The organism is Xanthomonas sp. NCPPB 2632, assembly GCF_041228075.2.
In the GTDB taxonomy this organism is placed as follows: Bacteria; Pseudomonadota; Gammaproteobacteria; order Xanthomonadales; family Rhodanobacteraceae; genus Luteibacter.
Genome location: NZ_CM192979.1, coordinates 1,358,998 through 1,375,955 on the forward strand (window position 1 = coordinate 1,358,998; position 16,958 = coordinate 1,375,955).

At 67.2% G+C, this 16,958-nt stretch carries 11 protein-coding genes and 1 tRNA gene; 2 read left to right on the forward strand and 10 right to left on the reverse strand.

Annotated elements, in window-relative coordinates; all coding sequences use genetic code 11:
• Positions 1-11: 11 nt before the first annotated feature.
• Together AB8808_RS06105 and AB8808_RS06110 are read right to left on the reverse strand one after the other, a co-directional pair.
• Positions 12-875 carry a DUF4189 domain-containing protein gene (locus tag AB8808_RS06105; RefSeq protein ID WP_369927624.1) on the reverse strand — a complete coding sequence of 288 codons (864 nt, stop codon included), beginning with the start codon at positions 873-875 and terminating at the stop codon, positions 12-14.
• A 119-nt stretch (positions 876-994) separates the two neighbouring features.
• Positions 995-2,401: a tyrosine-type recombinase/integrase gene (locus AB8808_RS06110; protein WP_369927626.1), complete on the reverse strand. Its 1,407-nt coding sequence runs from the start codon at positions 2,399-2,401 to the stop codon at positions 995-997.
• Positions 2,402-2,423: 22 nt separating this feature from the next.
• Here AB8808_RS06110 and AB8808_RS06115 point away from each other — a divergent pair.
• A tRNA-Arg gene (locus tag AB8808_RS06115) sits at positions 2,424-2,500 on the forward strand.
• A gap of 144 nt (positions 2,501-2,644) precedes the next feature.
• Here the strand turns inward: AB8808_RS06115 and AB8808_RS06120 are convergent.
• From AB8808_RS06120 to AB8808_RS06145, 6 genes are all read right to left on the reverse strand, one after another.
• Complete coding sequence (locus tag AB8808_RS06120; protein WP_369927628.1) at positions 2,645-4,075, reverse strand: esterase/lipase family protein; 1,431 nt, start codon at positions 4,073-4,075, stop codon at positions 2,645-2,647.
• A 13-nt stretch (positions 4,076-4,088) separates the two neighbouring features.
• Positions 4,089-5,519, reverse strand: coding sequence for an aldehyde dehydrogenase family protein (locus AB8808_RS06125; RefSeq protein ID WP_369927629.1), 1,431 nt, complete (start codon positions 5,517-5,519; stop codon positions 4,089-4,091).
• Between the two features lie 75 nt (positions 5,520-5,594).
• The gene (xseA, locus tag AB8808_RS06130) at positions 5,595-6,941 is read right to left on the reverse strand and encodes an exodeoxyribonuclease VII large subunit (protein ID WP_369927632.1); all 1,347 of its coding nucleotides are present in this window, start codon (positions 6,939-6,941) and stop codon (positions 5,595-5,597) included.
• Between the two features lie 96 nt (positions 6,942-7,037).
• Positions 7,038-8,645 carry a carboxyl transferase domain-containing protein gene (locus AB8808_RS06135; RefSeq protein ID WP_369927634.1) on the reverse strand — a complete coding sequence of 536 codons (1,608 nt, stop codon included), beginning with the start codon at positions 8,643-8,645 and terminating at the stop codon, positions 7,038-7,040.
• Between the two features lie 128 nt (positions 8,646-8,773).
• Positions 8,774-9,160: a hypothetical protein gene (locus tag AB8808_RS06140; RefSeq protein ID WP_036143086.1), complete on the reverse strand. Its 387-nt coding sequence runs from the start codon at positions 9,158-9,160 to the stop codon at positions 8,774-8,776.
• 162 nt (positions 9,161-9,322) lie between these two features.
• Positions 9,323-10,498 (reverse strand): thiolase family protein, encoded by a 1,176-nt coding sequence (locus tag AB8808_RS06145; protein WP_369927637.1) that lies wholly within the window; start codon positions 10,496-10,498, stop codon positions 9,323-9,325.
• A 238-nt stretch (positions 10,499-10,736) separates the two neighbouring features.
• Here AB8808_RS06145 and AB8808_RS06150 point away from each other — a divergent pair, with 238 nt between their 5' ends.
• Positions 10,737-13,595, forward strand: coding sequence for a S8 family serine peptidase (locus AB8808_RS06150; protein WP_369927639.1), 2,859 nt, complete (start codon positions 10,737-10,739; stop codon positions 13,593-13,595).
• A gap of 1 nt (position 13,596) precedes the next feature.
• Here the strand turns inward: AB8808_RS06150 and AB8808_RS06155 are convergent, their stop codons facing one another.
• Together AB8808_RS06155 and yccS are read right to left on the reverse strand one after the other, a co-directional pair.
• The gene (locus AB8808_RS06155; RefSeq protein WP_369927641.1) at positions 13,597-14,754 is read right to left on the reverse strand and encodes an isovaleryl-CoA dehydrogenase; all 1,158 of its coding nucleotides are present in this window, start codon (positions 14,752-14,754) and stop codon (positions 13,597-13,599) included.
• A gap of 81 nt (positions 14,755-14,835) precedes the next feature.
• Entirely contained in the window at positions 14,836-16,950 is a 2,115-nt protein-coding gene (gene yccS, locus AB8808_RS06160) for a YccS family putative transporter (protein WP_369927643.1), read from the reverse strand.
• Positions 16,951-16,958: the final 8 nt, after the last annotated feature.

Sequence of the window (16,958 nt, forward strand, 5' to 3'; positions counted from 1 at the left end):
ACAAAACAGCTTCAAAAAATTCCGGTATTACAGTCCGTGTTGGCTTCCTTGCACATTGTCCCTCCCGCCGCACTGCATGCGTCCATGGCCTTGGCGAGAGCAGCCTTCTTGTCCTTGGGATTCGGGGTTCCCGCCGCAAACGGTCGGCCCGTCGCATCCCGCACAAGGGAAATGCAGCCGTCCTGCTGCTGGACGAGGACGTCGCAATCGTCCTTGTTGCAATCGCCCTTGGCGGCCGCCCAGACAGCGTCCGGCGTGCTGTTCTGGTGCATGAACATGAACTTTCCATTGCGCCGGTTGAACAGGACTGTGTTGTAGAAAACCGGAACGGTCCACTTCGCATCCATGTCCTTGGCAAGTCCGGATGGCGGTAACGGGAGGGCAGCGGATGTATCCGCGCCGTAGCCGGCCACGACCGTTCGACGGGTCGCTTTGGTCACATGCCAGCCGTCTTTTTTCCGAACAAAATCCAGCGCTGTCTCCGACGGTTTTTCGCCCGCGTCGGATTGGTCGATATGGACGTGTCCCGGGGTCACCTTGACGCCACCCGCATAAAACTGGTCATCGTGGAACTGGCTGCACAGCGAGCAAGCGATGACCTTGTCGTTGGAGACATCCGGCACAAACTTGCCGTCTTTCTTGCCGAAAAGGACAAGCGTGCGATGGCGCACATTGTCTTTGTCGGGCGCAGTTTGAAACACCGCCACAGCGTCCGCGTTCGGCTGTTCACCGCTTGCCGAAAATGCAAGGAGAGTTGTACCGGGCGGAGCAGCTGCCGTGACCTCGGCAGGGGCGGCAGGGGGCGTTGCGCCGAGCGCCATGACGGGAACCAGCAGGGCCAGGGTTGCGCTCAAAAGCCGTAAGGGTGTTCTCATCAGCACGCTTCCATATGTGGGGCACCCAGTCTACCGTCTACCGCGAACCAGCTCACTCGCAGCCTACCGCCATCGTCGTCCATGAGGATGGGGTTCCTGCAATGAGGCAATGCCGGGGCTCAGTCCTCGGCCATCGCCCGTTGCAGGGCTGCAAGCTTTTGCTCGGCCGTCAGTCCTTTGAGGGCTTCAACAGCGGCGTCGACCGTGCGCGCTGTCGTTGCTCCGGGCTTTTTCCCCTGCCTCTTCCGGCGCTCCGCGTTGTCGAGTTCGGCGCCCAGGTCTTTGGCCTTCGGGTTGTAGTAGCGGCCTACAACGTTGAGGTCGTCGTGACCGGAGATTGCCGCGACCTGGTAGGGGCTTTTGAGGACGTTGCCAATTTCCGTAATCCGCGTGTGGCGGAGGTCATGGAGTCGGGCGCCCGCCACGCCCGTTCTCTCGCACGCTTTTGACCATGTGTTGGTCAGCGAGTCCTTGGAGACACGCTTGCCTTTCTTCGCCTGGAACACCGCCCCGGTTGCGACGACGCCCTGCGCCTCAATGCGTCGCTTTATCCAGACCAACCGCCGGACCACGTGAGGCGGGAGGGGGATGGTCCGGCTTTTGGGCGTATGCCCCTGTTTGTTCTTGTTCTTGGCCTTGGTATCACGAAGGTGCGCCGTGGCGTTCGCAAGGTCCAGGTCCTCCCAGTCGAGCTTGACGACCTCTTCGCGCCTGGCAGCGGTATGCCGCCCCGTGTAAATGGCAAGGCGGATTGCAATGGAAGTGCGCAACCGCTTTGTCTTGCCCCGATTGCCCCGCAGGGCGGCCCGGACTTTTTCCCACTCCTCGGCCGACAGGGTGCGCTCGCGGCCTGGACTGGCAGGCGGAAGGTTCAGGTCCCCCCAATCGGCCAGCGGATTAACGAACTCAAGGCGCCATTCCGTCTTTGCCCTGTTGAACAAAGACCCGAAAAAAGACATCAGACGCCGCACGGAATCACCCGGTGCGGGCACGTCACCCCGACCCAGCAATCGGGATGCCAGGGAGTTGGGAGCGCCGGAGAAATGCTCCGGCTTCAGGGCGGTGAGAGCCCGTGCGCAGAGGTCCGGGAAACCGGCATGGTTGGGCGTGTCCGTGGGCTTGCTCAGGCCGAGCAGCATGCGGCACGTCGCGGCATTTTTCTGGTCAGTCTTGGGGGAGGGGAGGCCCTTGGCCTTGGCTTCCGCGATGGACGTTGCCGCTTCATTGAGCAGCCGTTCAAGCAACTGGCCGAGTGTCCAGGATTCGGCCAGCTGGGCACGGGCTTTGTCATAAAAGCGGATGGCGGCCCATTCCTGGATTGCATAAGCGTTTGCGTTGGCGATGGCCGCAGCCTCGCAGCTGGGGCCCGCCTTTGCGTTGGGGTCGAAGGGGTAGACAACGGTCGGAAGAAAGCGTTTGTTTCCGTCCCGGTCAGTCCACCGGATGCGGACTTCGTAGCGGGGCCTGCCGTCGACTCGCTTGTAGACGCCGGGTTCCGTGCGCTTCTTTGTCTTGGCCTTCGTCATTCCGGTATCCTTTGAGGCTGTTGCCCCTGTAGCTCAGCTGGATAGAGCGCGCCCCTCCTAAGGGCGAGGTCGCCCGTTCGAATCGGGCCGGGGGCACCACTTACACCTTCGCCGCTTTGCCCCAGCTTTGTCCCAATTGTATCGGCAAATCGCGCAAGCCCTTGAGCCCCAAGCCTTGGGCCAAATATACCGAATCCCTCCTAAGGGGAAGGTCGCCCGTTCGAATCGGGCCGGGGTCACCATCTAGGGAATATCCGCACCGGGTACCGGCGTGCGGAAATCCGCCGGCTTCAGGTCGGCGGTAAGCCGGAACATCCCTTCCGCCACGTGGCGGGACAGCACCACATCCAGGATCGTGGTTTCATGGGCGCCCAATACGTCCAGCAGGTCGTTGCCGTTCGCGGTGGCGGCGATGGCGTGCCGCACCAGCCCGGTGACATCCACCGGGACGATGCGTACGCCGTAGGGCGCGTGCGAAGGCTGTGCCGCGCGCAGCACCGTTCGCCTGTCGCGTGGGTCCACTACCGCGCCGTCGCCCGTCAGCAGCGCATGGTTGAGAAACATCGTGACTGTGGCCGGACTGCGCGAGTTGGCCTGCCGGTCGGTGGAGAAGCCCGGCGGCAGGTCGTTGGGCGACGCGGTCGGTCCGGCGGTCAGCAGGAAGTTCGCCTGCGGCAGCGGCTCGCCGCGGTCGTCCAGCAGCCGGAAGATCAGCAGGCTGCGCGGATCGTGGATATGCGTGCGCGTGGTGAGTAGCTTGGTTTCCACCTCGACCTTGTCACGGTCGCGCTGGATGTTTTCCGCGGCGAACGCATCGCACAGTGTCACGTAGGCGGCCGGTGAATCCACGGCGAGGCAACGCATGATCGCCTCGACGGTAAGCGGCGACGGCGGCTCGGCGGCCATGATGCCGTGGTCGCCACCGGAGTGGGACAGCCCGGCCAGCAGCTTGAATGCCGTGCGTGGTGCTTTCGCGATCGTCATCGACAGCGCGCCGCCGGTGCGGTCCTGCGTCAGCACCACGTGGCGTGCGTTGAGGTTGGCGGCGGGCAGGCGGATCACGCCGTCTGAGCCGTTCTCGCCCGTGTAAGAGTTGACGTAGTCGTAGAGCTTGCGATCCGGGCGGTCGCCGATCAGGTCGAAAAGAAAGGTGCCGCGTGCGGCGTAGTCCGGGCCGTGCACGATATTCAGTGCCTGGGCCAGCGATTCGGGGCTGCCGTGCTCCAGCCAGTCGAGGATGCGCTGTCCCGGCTCGACGCCGTTGAACCAGGCTTTCAATCGACCGACCACGCCCTTGCCCAAGGCGGCCAGGGCGGAGCCGAAGTGCGCGGAGGCCAGCATGACCAGATGGCGCAGTCGTACCGGCGCATAGAGGGCAGGGCGGTCGCGCTGCGCATTCAGCCAGGCGACGACCACCGGGCCCCCGGTGGAGTGGGTGATGCAGTCGAACGTGCCGTCGGCCAGTTGCAGTCCGCGCAGCGCGTGATCGAACGCGCGCACGATATCGTCCATGGTGACGCGGTCGTCGAAGGTGAGGTACTCGGAGAGCCGGATGTCCACGATGTGCAGCGATCCCCCGGACTGCGCCGAGTGGGTGGCCAGGGCTTCCGGCAGCCTGCCATAGGCCGATGTGTTGGTGACGCTCCACCCGTGTACGAAAACCAGGGTCGTCATGCCCGTTTCCTCGTCAGACGTCGCGGATGACCATCAGGCGTGTCTCGCTCATGTCGTCGATGGCGTAGCGCACGCCCTCCCTGCCGATCCCGGAAGACTTCGCGCCGCCATACGGCATGTTGTCCACGCGGAAACTGGGCACGTCGTTGACGATGACGCCGCCTTGCTCGAGTTCGTCCCACGCGCGCATCGCATGGCGCAGGTCGTTGGTGAAGATGCCCGCCTGCAGGCCGAAGTCCGAGTCGTTCACCGTGGCCAGCGCCTCGTCGAAGGAGAGGAAGCGCTGGATCGACGCGACCGGGCCGAACGCCTCCATGCGTTGCAGCTTCGCGTCGTGCGGCACGTTCTCCAGCAGCGTCGCTTCCAGCATGGCGCCCTTGCGGCCGCCGCCGCACAGCACCCGTGCGCCGCCTTGCCTGGCTTCCTTCACCCAGCCTTCCAGGCGCGCCGCTGCGGCCTCGTCGATCATCGGCCCGAGGAAGGTGGTTTTCTTCTTCGGATCGCCGGCCTTGAGCGTGCGCACCCGGGCCACCAGCTTGCGGCGCAGCGCGTCGTACACGTCATCATGAACGAGGATGCGCTGCACGCTGATGCAACTCTGCCCCGACTGGTAGAACGCGCCGAACACCAGCCGTTCGACGACCGCGTCCAGTTGGCCGGCCTGGTCGCCATCCACGATGCACGCCGCGTTGCCGCCCAGTTCCAGCGTCACCTTCTTCTGGCCGGCGCGGGCTTTCAGGTCCCAGCCGATCAGGCCGCCGGTGAAGGACAACAGCTTGAACCGCGGGTCGGTGACCAGTGGATCGGCATGCTTGCCGTCCAGTGGCAGCACCGAGAACGCGCCTTTCGGCAGATCGGTCTCGGCCAGGATCTGTCCGATGATCAGGGCGCCCAGCGGGGTGCGTTCTGACGGCTTCAACACGAACGGGCAGCCGGCGGCGATGGCCGGCGCGACCTTGTGCGCGACCAGATTCAGCGGGAAATTGAACGGCGTGATGAACGACACCGCACCAAGCGGTACGCGCCGCGTGTAGCCGTGGTAACCGGCGGCGCGCGCGGAGATCTCCAGGTTGATCGTCTCGCCGTTGATCCGCACGGCTTCCTCGGCGGCGATCTTGAACGTCTCGATCAGCCGCGTGACCTCACCGGCCGCATCGTTGATCGGCTTGCCCGCTTCCACACACAGGGCATAGGCCAGCTCGTCGCGCCGCTCGCCGAAGCGACGCACGCAATGCTCCAGCACGGCCTGGCGCTGGTAGGGCTTGAACTGTTTCATCGGGCGGGTGGCCGCATGGGCCGCCGCAATGGCCTGTTCCAGCGCAGCGGCGTCGGGCAGGGCGACGCGTGTCGCGACCTTGCCGGTGTACTTGTCCAGAACATCCAGCTTCTTGCCGGTCTTACGGGCCTTGTTGGCCACGTAGTAGGGGTAGCTCTTCTCGAGCATGGCGCGGGCCTCGTCGTGAGCGATCCGCCATGATGCCGTCGGCGGTGTTCAATGACCGTATAGGCCCGGGCGGGATCAGTCGTCGCGGCGTACGCGCAGCTCGCCGTCGCCCAGCATCACGCGCAGCCGCTCGCCCACGGCGACATCGCCGGCGCGACGCACGATGCCGTCGCGTTCGTCGAATACGATGGCGTAGCCGCGTTCCAGCGTAGCCAGCGGACTGACCGCATGCAGCGTGCGCGCCTGTTCCGTCAGGCGGGCGCGCTGGCGTTCCAGGCGTCGTGCCATGGACGCCGCCAGCCGCTGGCGCAGGTCGGCGAGGCGTCGCTGCGACGGCGCCAGTCGCAGGCGCGGGTGTTGCGCGGCAAGCCGCGCCTGCAGGCGTTCCAGCCGTGCGCGACGCAAGGCGCCGGCTTGGCCGGCCGTCATCACGAGGCGTCGGTGCAGCGCTTCCAGGCGCTGGTCGTCGCGCGCCAGTCGGGCCTGCGGGCGTTGCGCGTTCAGCCGCGCCTGCCAGTGGTCCGCCCGTTGCGTGGCCGCCTGCAGGCGACGCGTGGCCAGGGTGGTCATGCGCTGGCGCAGGCGGTCGAGGCGGTGTTCCAGGTCGGCACCGTCCGGCACCAGCAGTTCCGCCGCGGCCGAGGGGGTGGCCGCGCGCAGGTCGGCCACGAAGTCGGCGATGGTGAAGTCCACCTCGTGGCCCACGGCCGAGACCACCGGCACCGCGCTGGCATGGATGGCACGGGCCACGTCCTCGTCGTTGAACGCCCAGAGGTCTTCGAGGGAGCCGCCGCCACGGGTCACCAGCAGCGCGTCGTAGCGTCCGCAGGCCGAGGCCTTGCGCAGCATGGCGGCGATCGCGGGCGGGGCCTCGCGGCCCTGCACGGGCACGGGCAGCACGTCCACTTCGGCCAGCGGAAAGCGCCGGCCCAGGACACTGAGCACGTCGCGGACCGCCGCGCCCGAGGGCGAGGTGATGACGCCGATGCGGCGCGGGAACGCCGGCAGGACGCGCTTGCGCTCCGCATCGAACAGGCCTTCGGCACCCAATCGCGCCTTGAGCTGCTCGAACTCGCGCTGCAACGCGCCTTCGCCCGCGGGCTCCATGTGGTCGGCGACCAGCTGGAACTCGCCGCGTGCCTCGTACAGCCCGACCTTGGCCCGCATCAGCACGTGCATGCCGTCCGCGGGACGGAAGCGCAGGCGCGAGGCGGCAGTGCGGAACATCGCACAGCGCACCTGGGCGCTGGCGTCCTTCAGCGTGAAATAGACGTGGCCGGAAGCGGGGCGGGCGACGTTGGACAGCTCGCCCTCGATCCACACGCCCATGGGCAGCGCGTCTTCCAGCAGGTCGCGCACCAGCCGGTTCAGGCCGGAGGGCGTGAATATCTCGGGGGGCGCGCGGTCGTCGAAGGCGGACATGGACCGTGAAGCGTAAAGCGTCAACCGTGAACCGTAAAGCGCTAGCGCGCGCCGAATGCCTTATCGCCTAACGGTTTACGCCGGACGCTTAACGCATTACATGCGGAAGACGCCGAAGCGGCCTTGCTCGATCGGCGCGTTGAGCGAGGCCGAGATGGCCAGCCCGAGCACGCGGCGCGTATCCGCCGGATCGATGATGCCGTCGTCCCACAGGCGCGCGCTGGCGTAGTAGGGATGCCCCTGGCGTTCGTACTGGTCGCGCACGGGCGCTTTGAAGGCTTCTTCCTCCTCGGCGCTCCACTGGCCGCCGCCGGCCTCGATGCCGTCGCGGCGCACGGTGGCCAGCACCGAGGCGGCCTGTTCGCCGCCCATGACGCTGATCCGCGCGTTGGGCCACATCCACAGGAAGCGCGCGCCATACGCTCGCCCGCACATCGCGTAGTTGCCGGCACCGAAGCTCCCGCCGATCACCACGGTGAACTTGGGCACGTGCGAGCACGCCACTGCCGTGACCATCTTCGCGCCGTCCTTGGCGATGCCGGCGTTCTCGTATTTGCGTCCGACCATGAAGCCGGTGATGTTCTGCAGGAACACCAGGGGCACGTTGCGCTGGTTGCACAGTTCGATGAAGTGCGCGCCCTTCTGCGCGGATTCTCCGAACAGGATGCCGTTGTTGGCCACGATGCCCACGGGGTAGCCATGGATATGCGCGAAGCCGGTGACCAGCGTCTTGCCGTAGCGTGCCTTGAATTCGTGGAACTCGGAGTCGTCGACCACCCGCGCGATCACCTCGTGGATATCGAACGGGCGGCGCGTGTCCTCGGGGATCACGCCATACAGTTCTTCCGCGGCGAAGCGCGGCTCGCGCGGCGCACGCACGGCCAGCGGCTGCTGCTTCACGCGGTTGAGTGCGCCGACGATGTCACGGGCGATCGCCAGCGCATGCGCGTCGTTCTCGGCGAAATGATCGGCCACGCCCGATACCGACGTATGCACGTCGGCACCGCCCAGCGCTTCGGCATCCACTACCTCGCCGGTGGCGGCCTTCACCAGCGGCGGGCCACCGAGGAAGATCGTGCCCTGCTCGCGCACGATGATGGTCTCGTCGCTCATGGCCGGCACGTACGCACCGCCCGCGGTGCACGAGCCCATCACCACCGCGATCTGGGGAATGCCCTGGGCGCTCATGCGCGCCTGGTTGTAGAAGATGCGACCGAAATGTTCGCGATCGGGGAACACCTCGTCCTGCAGCGGCAGGAACGCGCCGCCGGAATCCACCAGGTAGACGCAGGGCAAGCGGTTCTCCATCGCCACTTCCTGCGCGCGCAGGTGCTTCTTCACCGTCATCGGGAAATACGTGCCGCCCTTGACCGTCGCATCGTTGGCCAGCACCACCACCTCCTGCCCCCTCACCCGGCCGATGCCGGCGATGACGCCCGCGGCCGGCGCGGCGTCGTCGTACATGCCATGGGCGGCCAGGGGGGCGATCTCGAGGAAGGGCGAACCGGGGTCGAGCAGGGCGGCGATGCGCTCACGGGGCAGCAGCTTGCCGCGGGCCACGTGCTTCTCGCGGGCCTTGGCACCGCCACCCTCGGCGGTACGGGCCAGCGTGGCGCGCAGGTCGTCGGTCAGTGCGCGCAGGCGCTGGCTGGCGGCTTGGAACTCGGCCGAGCGGGTATCGAGCTGCGAATCGAGGATGGGCATGGTGGGCGTTCGCGCTATGACGAAACGACCATGATAGCGGTCGCGCGGGATGGGCAAACGCTGCAACGCGCCAAAAAAAAACGGCCACCCTGAGGTGGCCGTTTCGACAGCGAGGCAAACCTTGCGGCTTACTTCTTGGTGCTGTCGTCCTTGGCGCTATCCGCGTTGGAAGCAGCGTCCTTCGCCTGGTCAGCCGACTTGTCGGCCTGATCAGCAGCGTTGGCAGCGGCGTCCTTGGCAGCTTCCGGGGTGCCACCGGCCGTGGAGGCCGAAGCAGCCTGCGAAGCCTGGTTGGCGGCAGCCTTGGCCTGGTCGGCGGACTGCTGAGCCTGGTCGGCAGCCTGCGTGGTGGCGGCATTGGCCGACTGGTCGGCGGCCTGCTGGGCCTTGTCAGCCTGCTGCTGGGCGTCGGAAGCCGACTTCTGGGCGTCCTGCGCGGAATCCTGCGCGCCGTTGCTGCAAGCTGCCAGAAGCGCGACGAGCGCAGAGGCGAGAAGGGTACGCGTCAAATTCATTATGTTTCTCCTTAGCCGTGGAATGCCGTGAGGCGGGCGTATTAAAGCCTAGTTATCGTAACTTAGCTAGAAACCTCATCGTGCCGCTTCAGTGGGCATTAAAGCCCATGTATTTGGCGTGATTGCGGTTCCATGCCTGGAAATAATGCGTCGACCCCGGTTTTACACCACTTCGATGGCGATTGCCGTTGCCTCGCCGCCACCGATGCACAGCGCGGCGACGCCCCTTTTTGCGCCACGGGCCGTCAACGCATTGAGAAGGGTGACCACGATCCGGGCGCCGCTGGCGCCGATCGGATGGCCCAGCGCACAGGCACCGCCGTTGACGTTGACCTTCTCGTGAGGGACATCCAGCTCGCGCATGACGGCCATCGGCACGACGGCGAACGCCTCGTTGATCTCGAACAGATCTACGTCGCCCACCGACCAGCCGGCCTTTTCCAGCACCTTGGAAATCGCGCCGACCGGGGCCGTGGTGAACCACTCCGGCGCCTGCGAATGCGTGGCGTGGGCCACGACGCGGGCCAGCGCGGTGACGCCACGGGCCTTCGCGTCATCGGCCGAAAGCAGCACCAGTGCCGCCGCGCCATCGGAAATGCTGGACGAACTGGCCGCCGTGATCGTGCCGTTTTCCTTGCGGAACGCAGCGCGCAGGGTGGGGATCTTTGCCGTATCGGAGCGTCCCGGCTGCTCGTCCTCGACGAAATCCTGCGCGCCCTTGCGGCCCTGCACGGTCACCGGAACGATCTCGCCGGCAAAGGCGGAGGACGCCTGGGCGGCCTTGGCGCGCTCGACGGAAGCGATGGCGAAGGCGTCCTGTTCCTCGCGGGTGAAGTGGTACTTGTCGGCGCACTGCTCGCCGAACACACCCATCGACTGGCCGTCGTACGGGTTGGTCAGGCCGTCCCATGCCATGTGGTCGACCAGCTGGCCGTCGCCGTAGCGGATGCCCGTGCGCGCGTTGACCATGTGTGGCGCGTTGGTCATCGATTCCATGCCGCCGGCCACCACGATGGCGGCGGACCCGGCCTTGATCAGGTCGTGGGCCAGCATCATGGCCTTCATGCCGGAACCGCACACCTTGTTGATCGTGGTACAGCCCGCCGACGTGGGCAGCCCCGCCTGCAGCGACGCCTGGCGCGCGGGGGCCTGGCCGAGGTTGGCGGGCAGCACGCAGCCCATGATCACCTCGCTGACGTCGGCCGGCGCGACGCCCGCCTGTTCCAGCGCCGCCTTGATGGCGACGGCGCCGAGCGTGGGCGTGGGCACGCCGGTGAACTGACCGAGGAAGGAACCGATGGCGGTGCGCTTGGCGCCCGCGATGACGATCTCAGACATGGAGACTCCGTGGGACATCGTTATGGCCACCCCTTGCGGGACGGAAACTCGTCGAGTATCGCAGTGGGCTCGGGGAGGGGCAATCTGCGCCGCCGCAAGGTGCCGACCACCGTCGCCCCCGGTCGTCCCTATTTTTTGCAAAAAGAGTGAGACTTTTCTCAACTTCTTATGGCAACATTCTCTTAACGCTCCCACGGACCGCGGGCGCGAGACATTGATGTCATCAAGGGGATCAACCGTGAATTCGACGAATTTCTTGCGTCAGCGCGAGCTTGCGCTAGCCGTGTGCGTGAGCCTGGGCCTGACCGCGTGCGGCGGTGGTGGTAGCGGCGGAACACGTGCAACAGGTACCAGCTACAACGTGCCGCCGGTGACGGTGAATCCGACGCTGCCCGGCACGCCGCCACCGCCGACCGTCGGCTTTCCCTATGACATCCAGCTCAGCGGTACCAACGCCGCGGCGGCACAGGCCGCGGGTGCCAAGGGCGCCGGTGTCACGATCGCCGTCGTCGATTCCGGCGTAGCGACCAAGAACCCGGCCCTGGCCGATCACGTGAAAACCAGCCTGACCTATGTCGATCCCACGGTGAACAACACCGGTGTGGACGACGTCGTCGGGCACGGTACCGCCGTAGCCCAGGTGGCCGCTGGCGTACCGGTCAAATCGTTCGCCGGCGGTATCGCACCGGCGGCCAGCATCGTTTCCGCGCGCATCATCGCCGACAAGTCCCCGGCTGACGACGGCACGGGCCAGGGCAACCTGGTGACCAGTGCCGGTCCACTCGGTCAGGTCAATGCCGATGTGATCACGGCAGGCGCCCGGATCGTGAACAATTCATGGGACGGCCTGTATTGGTCGGCCAGCTCGACGGCGACGACGCAGAGCTTCGCCAGCGCGTACAGCTCCGCCGCCAGCGGGACCCTGCAGGTATTCGCGGCAGGCAACAAGGGTGCGGCCGATCCCTCCGATGTCGCCATCCTGCCGACCCGCGCGCTGACGATCTCGACGTCCCTGGGGAAGAGCCTCGAGAGCGGCTGGCTGACCGTCGTCGCGCTCGACAGCGTTCATCCGGACACCATCGCTTCCTACTCGAACCGTTGCGGCGTGGCGCAAAACTATTGCCTGGCCGCGCCGGGTTCGGTGGTCACCCTGACGACGAATTCGTCGGCGACGACGCCGACGTACGCCGTGTGGGAAGGCACCTCGTTCGCCGCCCCGCAGGTGGCCGGCGGTGCGGCGGCGGTCGCCGGTGTCTTCCCGACCCTGTCGATGCAGTCGGTGCGGCAGATTCTGCTGGGCACGGCCGACGACCTCGGCGCGCCGGGTCCGGACGCCATCTACGGCTACGGTCGCCTCAATGTCGGCCGCGCGATCGGTGGCCCCGGCAAGCTCGACTGGAACCAGTTCACCGTCGACCTGGGCGACACCACCGGCAGCCAGCCGGTGCAGGGCGCGATCACTTTCTCGAACGCCATCTCGGGCGCAGGCAATATCCGTACCCAGGGCTCTGGCGTCCTCACGCTCAGCAATACGAACAACACGTACACGGGAGGCACGTTCATCGGCGCCGGTACGGGTATCGATTCGGTCGGTACGCTGCCTGGCAACGTGACGATCGACCAGGGTGCCGCGTTGCTTGCGCGCAAGGACATCGGTGGCTCCCTGCAGACTGCCGGCCGCCTCCAGACCACCTCGACCAGCACGCATATCAACGGCGACCTGACGCTCTACCCGACCTCGGTCGTGTCGCAGGTGCTCGGCGCGCCGCTGATCGTGAACGGTACGGCGAACCTCAACGGCAACTTCTACATCGCCGGCGTGACCGACGGCTACGTCAAGACTTCGCACCAGCAGGTACTTTCCGCCGGGGCGGTGCTGGGCCAGTTCACCTCCACGACGCTTGCCACGGGCATTTTCCTTAGCGCGAGCCTGCAGTACGCGCCGTCGGAAGTCTGGGTGGATACCTCGCAGCTGAGCGTCATCAAGGTTGCCGCGGCCAGCATGCCGTCCTCGCTTGCCGCCGCCTCGTCCGCGCCGCGACTCGACAGCGCGTTCAACCAGATCAACCAGAACGTCTCCGGCACTAACACCGGCGCCGTCGCCAACGGCACGCTGACGGCTGCGGGGAACATCCAGCAGTCGCGTACCACCCAGCAGGCACAGGCGTCGCTCGAGTCGCTGTCGGGGCAGCTCTACGCCGCCGGCACCGCCGTCACGCTGGCCGGTATCGACGCCAGCAACGATGCGCTGATCGCCCATCTCGACCAGCGGGGCACCGGTGGCTGGACGCAGTCGCTGGGCTACCAGGGTGGGCTGAGCCGCGGCGGTTTCGGCAACGTCGGCTTCAACCTCAATGGCGGCCTGGCCGGTCACGACGTCCGCCTGGGCCTGAACGGGTTCGCCGGTGTCGCGGTCGCGCAGATGTCCAGCAACGGCCAGCTCAACGGCAGCTTCGACCGCCAGCGCAGCCGTTCGACCGCCGGCATGCTCTATGCGGGCTCGCGGGGCGCGAACTGGTACGGCGTGGGCCAGGTCGGCTACGGCAGTTTCCGTGGCAGCATGAACCGCATGCTGCAGTTCGGCGACCAGGTGGCGTTCTCGGGCAGCGACCAGAACGGTAGCTACGATTCGGCGTACGGCGAAATCGGTTTCCGCGGCCATGCGGGTGCCTTCACGCTCACGCCGTTCGCCAACGTGGAATACGCCAGCATCCATCGTGACGGCTTCTCCGAAAGCGGCGGCCAGGGCTTCGGCCTGGCGGCGGACGGTCACACCACCTCGCGCTGGCAGGCGGGTTTCGGCCTGCGTGCCGGCAGTTCGTGGCTGACCTCGCGCGGCACGCTGCACCTGGATGCGAAGCTCGGCTGGCAGAACGCCTTCGCGACCAAGGGTGAGGTATTCGCTGCGCGCTACACCGGCTTTGCCCAGTGGGCTCCGGTCGACGGCATCGGTCTGTCGCGTCGCGCCGGCACCGCCGGCATGGCGCTGGGCTGGGACATGACCGCGAGCACCCAGTTGGGTTTCAACGTGGACCAGCGCTTCGCGGACCGCGATCACTCGCGTTCGGCGAACGCGAGTTTCCGCATGGCCTGGTGAGTCAGGATTTGCCGTGGAACAGTTCGCGGCCGATCAGCATGCGCCGGATCTCGTTGGTGCCGGCGCCAATCTCGTAGAGCTTGGCGTCGCGCAGCAACCGACCGGCGGGAAACTCGTTGATGTAGCCGTTGCCGCCCAGTGACTGGATGGCTTCGAGTGCCACCTTGACCGCATTGGTCGAGGCGTTGAGCAGGCAGGCGGCGGGGTCGATGCGCGACTTCACCCCGTTGTCCAGCTGCTGCGCCACCATGTAGGCGAACCCGCGCGACGATTGCAGCGCGGTGTACATGTCGGCCACCTTGGCCTGCATCATGCCGAAGGTGCCGATCGGGGCATTGAACTGCTTGCGCTCGCGCACGTACGGCAGCACCAGGTCCAGCGCGGCCTGCATGATGCCGATCGGACCACCGGACAGCACCAGGCGCTCGGTGTCCAGGCCGCCCATCAGCACGCGCACGCCTTCATTCACCTCGCCCACGATGTTTTCCGCGGGAATCTCGCAGTTGTCGAACACCAGCTCGCAGGTGTTGGAACCGCGCATGCCCAGTTTGTCCAGCTTCTGCGCGGTGGTGAACCCCGGCATGCCTTTCTCGATGATGAAAGCGGTCATGCAGCGGCTGCCGGCCGGACGCGGCGCGGTGCGCATATAGACCAGCAGCACGTCGGCGTCCGGGCCGTTGGTGATCCACATCTTGGTGCCGTTGGCGATCCACTTGCCGTCCACCAGCTCGGCGCGGCAGTTCATCGAGCCGACCACGTCGGATCCTGCGCCCGGTTCGCTCATCGCCAGCGCACCCACCCACTCGCCGCTGGCCAGCTTGGGGAGATACGTGCGGCGCTGTTGGTCGTTGCCGTTGTGGTAGATGTTCTGCACGCACAGGTTCGAGTGCGCGCCATAGGACAGCCCGACCGACGCCGATGCGCGCGAGATTTCCTCCATCGCCACCATGTGGGCGAGGAAGCCCAGGCCGGAGCCGCCGTATTCCTCGGGAATGGTGATGCCTAGCAGGCCCATGTCGCCGAACTTGCGCCAGAGGTCTTCCGGAAAGACGTTTTCGCGATCGATGCGGTCGGCGCGCGGGGCGATTTCCTTTTCGGCGAACGCACGGACGCTTTCGCGCAGGAGGTCGAGGTCGTCGCCGAGGGAGAACGGGCGCATGGTGCAACTCCGGGGAAGGGAATGGGGAAACCCGCCCATCCTAGCGTGCGGAGGGGGTCAAGCCACGGCGCGACGCAGCAATCAGGCCGGTTCGATGGCCGCCATGCGGTCGTGCACGCGGACCAGCAGACGGCATTGGCGATGGACCAGCCGCAGGGTCTCGTCGGGCGAGTCGCCCTCCGGCGCGATGCGTTCGCTATCGTCGATACCGTGCAGGGCCTGCGTGGGCGTTCCCGCGCGGACATGGGCGGCCAGCGTGTCGAAGCTGTCGGTGATGCGTCGGGCCTGCTGCCGGAACGCGTCGGCATCGACCCCGGCGAGGCGCTGGCGATGCGCGCCCAGCGTGGAAAGGTGCGAAAGCCCTGCTTGCAGCGCGGTAAGCCGTCGCAGCGAGCGTTCGCCGCGGTCGCGTGGGTGGCCGGGTTCGGCCAGCAGTTCCGCCACGTTGCCCGCCACCGCGGCCAGCGCGGCGTGCGCGTCGCGTCGCGCGATACGGTAGGGCAGGTCGTCGGCCTTGCCGCGCGTGTACTGGTCGGCGATGCGCGCGAGATAGCGTCCCTGCGCGAGCAGGGCATCGGCCACGATGTCGTCCAGCCGCCGCACGCGCCAGTCGGGCAGCACCCAGCGGATGGCGGCGGCCGCCACCAAAGCACCGAGCAGCGTGTCGAGCAGACGCGGACCGATGGCGTCGTATCCGGCGCCCACCCGGTCGAAGCAGAGCAGGACGAACAGGGTGATGACACCCGTGGCCAGGGTGTAGCGGCGCAGCCGGAAAGCGAAGAAGGCGGCGCCGCTGGCAACCAGTACCGGCAGGCGCCAGTCGCCCGGCGGCAGCAGGCGCAGCAGCGCCCATCCGGCGACCAGCCCCGCGGTGGTGCCGGCCACGCGCTGTATCAGGCGCCGCCGGGTGGCGCCGTAGCCGGGCTGGCAGACGAACAGGGTGGTCAGCAGGATCCAGTAGCCGTGTCGCGGATGCAGCGCGAGCATCAGCGCGTAGCCGCACAGCATGCCGACGGCCAGTCGCATGGCGTGACGGAAATGCATCGAGCGGCGGTCCAGCCGCAGCCGGACACGTGCCAGGGCTTCACGCAGCGACGCGGGCTCGTTGCCCTGCAAGGCGATGTCCGCATCCTCGCGCAGGCTGCCTTCGTCCTCGATGCCTTCCTGCAGGCGTTGCATGTTGGTCAGCAGCGCGGACAGGGCATCGTCCACGGCCTGGTCGGGCGGGTCGTGGCGGCGGCGGTACGCCATCGCCTCGCGCACATCGTCCAGCGCGGCGCGGGGCAGGGCGATGGAGCGCAGCGGCGCCACCCGGCGGATGGCGTCGGCGCGCTCGCGGCACGCCATGGCCTGCAGGCGCAGCAGGCGACCGAAACGGAACATGAGGTCGCTGTGGTAGAGCGCGCCCGCCAGTTCGTCGTAGGGATAGTGCGAGGAACTGATCCTCTCGTGCATGTCCTGGGCGACGAAGAACATGCCCAGTCGTGCGGCGGCGCGGCCACGCGGCTGCCGCCGGCCGATCCGGTCCAGCAGGGCGCCGCGCGCGGCGGTCAGCGCTTCCACCGTGCGCAGGTTGCGCCGGGACACGGCGAGGTCGAGCGCGTCGCGGTCCAGGCCGCGCACCGGTTCGAACAGCGCGGCCTTGGCCTCGATCAGGTCGGCCAGCGAGGCGAACAGCCGGGCCAGCGCATGGCGCACCGCGCGCTGGGGCGCCAGCGCGCTCCACAGCAGCGACAGCGAGCCGTACCAGGCAGCCCCGGCCAGGATCGCCAGCGTGCCGCGCCAGCCGTCCACGGTTGCGCCGGCACCGTCGCTGGCGATCATCGTGTACACGGAAAGTATGAGCGTCGCCGTGGCGATGGTGGCGTAGCGGCCGCTGGCCGCGCCCAGCATCACCAGCGCGAAGGTGCCCAGCGGAAGCAGCAGCGCGAAGATAACGGGCGTGCCGATCGACGCCTTCACGGCGGCGGCCGCCACCGCGAAACACACCAGGGTGACCAGCAGGCCGCGCAGGCGTCCGCGCCATGCATCGTCGGTTTCGGCCAGCGCGCAGGCGATGGCGCCGAGCAGCGCCGGCACGATGGCGTCGGCCGGGCCGGCCATCGTGCACCACGCGGCGATGCCGGTCAGCGCGAACAGCACGCGCACGACGTCGGCGAAGCGGTCGGACTCGGCGAGTTCGCGTAGGCGGCGCATGCGTGGCC